The sequence below is a fragment of the Brachyspira pilosicoli genome, from assembly GCF_019402445.1.
Classification (GTDB): Bacteria; Spirochaetota; Brachyspiria; order Brachyspirales; family Brachyspiraceae; genus Brachyspira; species Brachyspira pilosicoli_B.
Window position 1 is genome coordinate 1 of record NZ_SRZM01000075.1, and the last position, 7890, is coordinate 7890.

The following is a 7890-nucleotide window of genomic DNA, read 5'->3' on the forward strand; positions in this document are numbered from 1 at the left end:
AAAAGATAAATATTTATTAGTAGCTCCTTTAATAATGTTCATTTTACTTTCAGTTTATGATACAGGCAAAATAAGCATATTAATAATAGGCACAATAATAACTTTTTTATATATTATAATAGCAAACAAAGAAAATTTATATTATAAATATTTACCATACGCTTTTATGGCTATACTATTTTTAGACTTAATGCAAACAGCAAATATATTTATAGTGAAATCAAATATAGATAAAATGTATGAAGGCACCCCTATTACAGAGCATATATTAAAACAAGAAGGCAATGAAACTACAATGCCTATACTTATCCCTTATTTATATAGATACACAACACACACAATGCCATATTACAATATTCCGCTAACAGAACCTCCTGCAGCAAGCAGATTAAGCAAAGAAATAACTGATATGTTTTCAGCATTTAGAATTAATGATTATGTAGGATATGAACCTAGATTAATGGATTTGCTTGGAGTAAGATATATATTAAGCCCTACATATTTGGATAACTCTGTAATTGCAAATGATATCACTAAAATAACAGAGTATCAGGATTCTTTCTCTGCTGCTGTATTATATGAGCTTAATGGTTATAGAAATAAATATGAGTTTGTAAATAGCGTATATAATGCAAAAGATTTTAATGATGGTCTTGGAAGAATGAAGATACCTAATTTTAACTTAGCAAAAGAGGCTATTATAACAGACAGTTCGAATAATATAGTTTTGAATGTGAGCAACTCTATAAACAAAGTAGAAATGCTTGAATACAGCAATAATAAAGTAGTATTTAATGTTCAAACCCCTGATGCTGGTGTATTGGTTTTAAAAGAGAGATATAGCCCAGATTGGAGCGTAAGCATTAATGGAGAGAAAAAAGAATTGCTTAAAGCTAATTTATTATTTAGAGGTGTATATGTTGAAGCTGGAGATAATAATATTGTATTTGAGTTTACTCCTACAATGAAATATGCTTATATTACAATAGTTTCTTGGGCTTTGTTTATTATAATTTCTATAATAGCAATATTTAGAAAGAAAAGAGTAAATGAATAAAAAAATAATTAAATATAAAATTATACTATTAATAATGGCTTCATTATTTTTATTTTGTTTTATTGTAATGAATTATATTAATATTACTAATATAATGAAATACAAAAAAGGAGACATTATAAAAGTTCAAGCGAATATAGAAGATTCAAATTATTATGAATATGGACTTATAAAAAGAAAGTATCCATATTTAGTTTATAGCTTTATTTATGATGATAAAAAAATTACAATAAGCAACATGCTAAGCGGCAATTCTTTTACAAATAAAAAACTTATAACAATATACTATGATAAAATAAATAATAGAGAAGTTATGCTTCCATCTATAAAAAGTTTTATATTATCTTTTATATTTTTTATTTTAAGCATAATTATCATAGTATATGCTATAAACTTAAAAAGAATATACGCTTAAAAAATTACATTAAATATCCGCTGCTCTCTTCAAGCACTTTGGCATATTTTTTTACACCAGTATTTACATTCATAAACTCTTTAGTATATCCTGCTTTTTGTAAATTAGTTAAATCTGCTTGAGTGTATTTTTGATATTTTCCTTTAAGAGCATCAGGGAAAGCAATATATTCAATTTCAGAAGAAGAGTACATCTCTTTTAAAGCCTTAGCAATCTCTACAAAACTCTCAGCCTTACCAGTTCCGCAATTAAATATACCAGAAATATTTTCATTTTCAAAAAAGAAATTATTCACACTTACAACATCATCAACATGTATAAAATCTCTTAAGAAATTTTCACTTCCCTCAAAGATTTTCATTTTCTCACCAGCTTTAATTTGGTTAAATAAATGAAAAGCAACCGAAGCCATTCTTCCTTTATGATTCTCCTGCGGACCATATACATTAAAATATCTTAACCCCACAACCTGACTATTAATCTTTTTATTTCTAAATAAAATATTAACATACCTATCAAATTGATATTTAGAAAAAGCATAAACATTAAGCGGATACTCGTTTTTCTCATCTTCAGCAAATCCATTATCCCCATTTCCATAAACAGAAGCACTTGAAGCATAAAAGAATCTTACTTTATTTTCTAAACAAGCATGCAAAATATGCTGACTATATTCATAATTGTTTTTCATCATATATTTTCCATCAGTTTCCATTGTATCAGAACAAGCTCCCTGATGAAATATAGCATCCACCTTATTATTTTCAACAAAAGAATAAACATCAAAATCTTCTTTATCTATATAATCGCCAAAAACAACCCTATTTAAATTTTTATGTTTTGAAGCATTTTTTAAATTATCAACTATCAATATATCACTTATACCTAAATTGTTTAAACCTCTAACTATATTAGAACCAATAAATCCAGCACCGCCTGTTACTATAATCATATTATTTTAATCTCCTTTTATATAGTTTATCTTCTTTTAGTGTTTTCCATAATATTGAGAATATCATTAACAATAGCAGTAACCGCTCTTGAAGTATAATTCTTTCTAATATTCTCTCTCATTACATTAAGCCTATCTTGATTATTTAAATTTTTTATTATAATCTCTCCTAATTGCTTAGAATCAAGGTCCGCCTCATTCATTAAATAAGCCATATCCTTGTTTACTAATTCTAATGCATTATAATATTGATGATTATCAGTAGCATAAGGGAAAGGCACTAAAAGCGAAGGCACATTAACTGCCAATATCTCACTAATAGAACTGCTTCCAGCCCTAGACACCACAAAATCAGCAGCATGAAGCAAAGTAGCCATATCTTTATAATAACTATGAACTGTTACATCTGTAATTTTTTTATCATTGACTTTTGCTATTATTTCAGAACCCCATTTAGGACCAGCAAGCCATACTATACGCAAATTCTTTACATTCTCTTTTACATTTTTTATGCAATCTAAGAATATATTATTTAATTTTAATGCCCCTTGAGAGCCCCCCATTACAACAAGCAATCTATCATCATCTTTTAATTTCATTATAATTCTAGAAGATTTTCTATTTACAATAAAGAAATCATCTCTAACAGGGTTTCCCATTACTTTACCCTTAGGCATATATTGTAAAGTCTTAGAAAATGTAAGATAAGCCCCCTTTGCATATTTATAAAATATTTTATTAACTTTTCCTGGTATAGAGTTTTGTTCGCATAAAAATATAGGTATATGTTTTAATTTAGCCACATATAGCATAGGCATAGAAACAAATCCACCCATTCCTATAATACATTCAGGTTTATGTTTTTTAATTATATTATTAGCTTTTATCATTGAGGGTATAAACTTAAGTAAAAAAGCAATATTTTTTAATAAATTTCCTGGAGAGTTTATATCTAAATAATTATAATCATAATGAGGTGGTATTAAATTATAATCTCTAGCCGCCACCACAAGTCTAGGATTATGTCCAAGTTTTTTTAAATGGTCATATATAGAAATAGCAGGTGTTATATGACCAGCTGTACCGCCGCCAGATAAAATTACATTCATTCTTCTCTCCTTTGAGTTATTTTTAATAAAATAGCAAACATAATCATATTAACAACTAAAGCATTCCTACCATAACTTATAAAAGGCAAAGGCATACCAGTTGTAGGAAGCATTAAAGTTGCTACCATCATATTTAAATATGCTTGTGCACTAATAAATATATTTATACCAAAAGATATATTTTTTAGAAACAAATCTTTTACTCTAGATGAAATTATAAATCCTCTAATAGTAAAAGAAAAAAAGAGTAGTAATAAAATAATATCCCCTATAAACCCATGTCTTTGAGCAATAGAAGCAAAAATAAAATCAGTCAAAGCTGCTGGTAAATGAGTACTAACTTCTCTAATATCTTCATCAGGTATTCCAGTAATTCCTCCATAATTAAAAGCTAATTTAGCCCTATTAATTTGATACATCTCTTCTTGTGATTGTGTATGAGGTGTTAAATACGAAGTTACTCTAGCTTTCATATATGGCGTATTTATTATAAATATTATAAATATAACACCAAGTAAAATACCAGTAACCATTAAATATCTTAATGGAATTCCACCATAAAAAAACATAGAAAAACCAACTAAAGCAAATAATAATGCTGTACCAGAATCTGGTTCAAACATTATAAGTAAACATATAAACATTAATATAATTAAAGGTGGAATTAAACCATTACGAACATGTTTAAGCTTATCCCCTTTATTAGCAAGTACACTAGATAAATATAAAACTAATGTTATTTTGGCTATTTCTGAAGGCTGAATTGTAAAAACTCCAAAAATAGATAACCACCTTTTAGCATAACTGCCTTCAACAGATATACCAAATATTAAAACAGCTATTAGAAGCAATAAAGTACCTATTAATATTGCTGGCATAAATCTATCTATAATATTAAAAAAATCTGGAACTATCAATATTATAAAATTAACTACTAACATTATTAATAATAGTTTAAGATGATTATAAAAATAAGGTTCATTTGGTTCATGAACTGTTTGTGCACCATATATCGCAACTAATCCAGCAGCGAGCAATGCTATATATATAATAACTAAATATTTATCTGGTAACAATTTACTTTTAGACATAAAAACCTACACTCTATAAAATTTTATAAACTAAAGATGCTTTCGCTTCTACAAAAGTAGTGCTATTATAATACGGCAATTTTACATGCAAACCAGAAGAAGCTAATATATCAAGAGAAAGTCTGTTTTGTAAAAATTTAAAACTAATAAAACCAACTATAGCTAATTTGTGTGTTAATATATTTGAGTTTACAAGATAAGTTAAAGCATAAGAAGCACCTATATAAAAAGGAGATATATTAGCAAGTATAAAAAAGTCATTCATAATTTCAAATTCGCTTTTTTTATGAAGTATAGCAGTTCTTGAATCATAATAGTAGTTTTTATCTCCAGCAAAAACATAATTAAAACTAGTGCTATTAATAAAAACAACATAGGGTAATTTATATAAAAAATAAGGTGTTACACCAGCAATTACCCCCATAGCATCTGTTTTTGACATTCCAAGTAAAGAAGCATATGAATAATCTACATTATTATTATCAAAACCAGCATATCCAAAATTCATAATATTATATATATAATTAAAATAAGCATTAACCCTTATACCAAAAAAAGATAATGGTCTAATATCTGCAAACAAACCAACCATATCTGATGATAACGAAAAGTTGTTTTCTATACCCAAATCAAGCTTAGTATTTTGAAATATTTTATTTGTTCTATCATCATTATAAATAGAAGTTCTATAATATAATTTAGTTTCTGCATTGAACTTTATAAAATTATACCCACCAGCAAAGCTCTGTTCAAAATAAAGTTGATGTTTGTTATTTGTGTTTATTATAACATCATCCATACCTATATTAAAAAGAGTATTTATGTCTGCATATATAATACTAATATATAATAAAAAAATGATAGGAACAAATTTTATTTTCATCTTATTAACATAATCATATAATATAATTTTATAAACATAATATATAATAACTTTATAAATTAAAAAAATCAATAGAGTTAAAATTATTTTAAAAATTATTTTAATAGAATTTATTTTTATAAAAAAGGCATTGAGTAAAAAACCCAATGCCTAATTAAGAAATTATATTACTGTACCACTTTTAACAATAGTGTTTTTAGGAATAATTACTATACCATCTCTAATACAATAAAACTCACTGTCTTGATGTTGTATTTTCTTTTTATTGGTAATAATAACATCATTTCCTATTCTAACATTTTTATCTATAATAACATTTTTAAGCGTACATTTTTTACCTATACCAACTTTAGGCAAATGCTTAACATTTAACCTTTCTATATCATCACTAGTTTCATAGAAGTCACTACCCATCATAATAACCTTTTCTAAAGTAGAACCGCTCTGTATAACCGAACGAAGTCCTATTACTGACTCTTTGATAGTAGCATTTTCTATCCTACAACCATCAGCAATGATACTTGAAGTAATAGTAGCCTTTTCAACTTTTGAAGGAGACAAATAACGAACATGAGTATATATAGGAGCATCTTCATCATAAAAATCAAAAGGAGGGTTTTTGCTTCCAAAAGATATATTAGCATCAAAATAAGCCTTAATAGTACCTACATCTTCCCAATAACCTTGGAAAGCATAACTGAATACTTTATATTTTTTGATAGCTTCAGGAATAATATCTTTACCAAAATCTATCATAGAAACATCACTAAGAAGCTCTTTTAAAACATTTCTCCTAAATACATATATACCCATAGAAGCCAAATATTCTTTTTTAGGGTCTTCTATTTCAAACATCTTTTTTTGTTCATCACTTAACTTCAAAGAATTTAACACATCATCTTCTTTAGGCTTTTCTTGGAAGTTAGTAATCTGCCCTCTCTTATTAACAAGCATTACACCAAAACCTTTAGCATCTTCACGTATAACAGGAACAGTGCCTACAACTATGTCAGCACCAGTTTCAAGCATATGTCTTACCATAACATTATAATCCATACGATAAACCTGGTCCCCAGAAAGTATTAAAACATTATTAACATAGTCATTATCAAAATGGGCAAGATTTTTTCTTACAGCATCAGCAGTACCTTGATACCAATCTATATTAGTGTCAGTTTGCTCTGCTGCCAATATACTAACATGTCCGCCAGAGAAGTTGTCGAATCTATAAGCATTATAAATGTGATTATTTAAAGAAGCACTATTGAATTGAGTAATAACATATATATTTCTAAGACCGCTATTTATACAGTTAGAAACAGGTATATCAATCATTCTGTAATGACCGCCCAACGATACTGCAGGTTTAGATCGATCTTTAACAAGAGGATAGAGCCTTGTACCTCTACCACCACCTAAAATTAAAGCTACTGTATTATATGATCTCATAAAAAACTCCAAACATTTTATTACTTAATTTATTTATTTTATATAAATAAGTATAGTAAAAAAAAATGAAGTTTTCAAGAAAGATAAAATATATCAACTTTTACTATAGCATAAAATATCTTTTAAAGTAGTAGCTTCATCGTTAAAAGTAACTGTAACTTTTATAAGTTTTTCAGAAATAAATTGTATAGAACCTGCTATAACCCCTGTTTGAAAAGTGTAATTAGGGTCTTCTCCTTTGATATCACTTTCCGTAACTGTATTTTCTTTACCAGTTGCTTGACCATCTTTATCTGAATAAAATAATTTAAATCCTTTTCCATCAAATGACACACTAAGATAAGAATTAGCATTAACTACTTTAGCACTTGTAAAAACACCACTCTTTTCTATAGGAATGCTTGGAGATTTACAAGATAAAACAACAAACATAATTGATAGCATTATTAACAATATTTTTTTCATAATAATAATTACTCTCCATATATTTTCTATATTATCGGTATTATGTAGTATAATTTAATTTAATTTATCACAAACTATATTATCAAAATTAAAAACACCTTGACCTTTTACAGTAATTTCAACTTGATTATCAGAACGAAAAACAAGTTTACCTACAGAATCATTATTAGAAAAATTGTACACATTACCATCACCTATAAAATTCATATACTCTATACGTTCAAGTCCTGGCATTTCAACTGCATCTTTATCATTTTCACCACCAAAATATAAAATCAATCCACCGCTTCTTACATTAGCATATAAATATTTATCATATCCTTCACCCAAAACTTTTTGTCTACTTCTAAATGTACCTTCATATCTGCTTGATATACCAACATACGCTATATCATAACAAGAATTGATACAAATAATTATAACAAAAAATAATATTATTCTTTTCATCTATACTTAATAACCTAATAAT

Annotated in this window: 9 protein-coding genes; 2 read left to right on the top strand and 7 right to left on the bottom strand. The window is 27.0% G+C overall.

All coding sequences use genetic code 11. From position 1 onward, the window contains the following. Together E6A48_RS03100 and E6A48_RS03105 are read left to right on the top strand one after the other, a co-directional pair. Positions 1-1057: YfhO family protein (locus E6A48_RS03100; RefSeq protein ID WP_219708528.1), on the top strand; the 1057-nt coding region annotated here is incomplete at its 5' end. Then, positions 1050-1472 (top strand): hypothetical protein, encoded by a 423-nt coding sequence (locus E6A48_RS03105; protein ID WP_219708529.1) that lies wholly within the window; start codon positions 1050-1052, stop codon positions 1470-1472. The genes E6A48_RS03100 and E6A48_RS03105, both read left to right, overlap by 8 nt. A 4-nt stretch (positions 1473-1476) precedes the next feature. Here E6A48_RS03105 and rfaD read toward each other — a convergent pair whose 3' ends face one another. From rfaD to E6A48_RS03140, 7 genes are all read right to left on the bottom strand, one after another. Beyond that, entirely contained in the window at positions 1477-2424 is a 948-nt protein-coding gene (gene rfaD / locus E6A48_RS03110) for an ADP-glyceromanno-heptose 6-epimerase (RefSeq protein WP_219708530.1), read from the bottom strand. A gap of 26 nt (positions 2425-2450) precedes the next feature. Then, positions 2451-3533 (bottom strand): UDP-N-acetylglucosamine--N-acetylmuramyl-(pentapeptide) pyrophosphoryl-undecaprenol N-acetylglucosamine transferase, encoded by a 1083-nt coding sequence (locus E6A48_RS03115; RefSeq protein ID WP_219708531.1) that lies wholly within the window; start codon positions 3531-3533, stop codon positions 2451-2453. Next, the gene (locus tag E6A48_RS03120) at positions 3530-4624 is read right to left on the bottom strand and encodes an FtsW/RodA/SpoVE family cell cycle protein (protein ID WP_219708532.1); all 1095 of its coding nucleotides are present in this window, start codon (positions 4622-4624) and stop codon (positions 3530-3532) included. The genes E6A48_RS03115 and E6A48_RS03120 overlap by 4 nt, the downstream gene beginning before the upstream one ends. A 13-nt stretch (positions 4625-4637) precedes the next feature. Then, positions 4638-5507, bottom strand: a complete 870-nt coding sequence (locus E6A48_RS03125) for a toxin A (RefSeq protein WP_219708534.1) — start codon at positions 5505-5507, stop codon at positions 4638-4640. A 162-nt stretch (positions 5508-5669) separates the two neighbouring features. Next, on the bottom strand, positions 5670-6956 hold the full coding sequence (locus E6A48_RS03130; RefSeq protein WP_219708536.1) for a glucose-1-phosphate adenylyltransferase: 1287 nt from the start codon (positions 6954-6956) through the stop codon (positions 5670-5672). Positions 6957-7049: 93 nt separating this feature from the next. Next, positions 7050-7421 (bottom strand): hypothetical protein, encoded by a 372-nt coding sequence (locus E6A48_RS03135; protein ID WP_219708537.1) that lies wholly within the window; start codon positions 7419-7421, stop codon positions 7050-7052. Positions 7422-7475: 54 nt separating this feature from the next. After that, positions 7476-7868, bottom strand: coding sequence for a hypothetical protein (locus E6A48_RS03140; RefSeq protein WP_219708538.1), 393 nt, complete (start codon positions 7866-7868; stop codon positions 7476-7478). Positions 7869-7890 lie beyond the last annotated feature (22 nt).

Excerpts from the sequence above, each read along its gene's own strand:
- E6A48_RS03105 (WP_219708529.1), top strand. The coding sequence starts at position 1,050 with ATGAATAAAAAAATAATTAAATATAAAATTATACTATTAATAATGGCT.
- E6A48_RS03140 (WP_219708538.1), bottom strand. The coding sequence starts at position 7,868 with ATGAAAAGAATAATATTATTTTTTGTTATAATTATTTGTATCAATTCT.
- rfaD (WP_219708530.1), bottom strand. The coding sequence starts at position 2,424 with ATGATTATAGTAACAGGCGGTGCTGGATTTATTGGTTCTAATATAGTT.
- E6A48_RS03125 (WP_219708534.1), bottom strand. The coding sequence starts at position 5,507 with ATGAAAATAAAATTTGTTCCTATCATTTTTTTATTATATATTAGTATT.
- E6A48_RS03135 (WP_219708537.1), bottom strand. The coding sequence starts at position 7,421 with ATGAAAAAAATATTGTTAATAATGCTATCAATTATGTTTGTTGTTTTA.
- E6A48_RS03115 (WP_219708531.1), bottom strand. The coding sequence starts at position 3,533 with ATGAATGTAATTTTATCTGGCGGCGGTACAGCTGGTCATATAACACCT.
- E6A48_RS03130 (WP_219708536.1), bottom strand. The coding sequence starts at position 6,956 with ATGAGATCATATAATACAGTAGCTTTAATTTTAGGTGGTGGTAGAGGT.
- E6A48_RS03120 (WP_219708532.1), bottom strand. The coding sequence starts at position 4,624 with ATGTCTAAAAGTAAATTGTTACCAGATAAATATTTAGTTATTATATAT.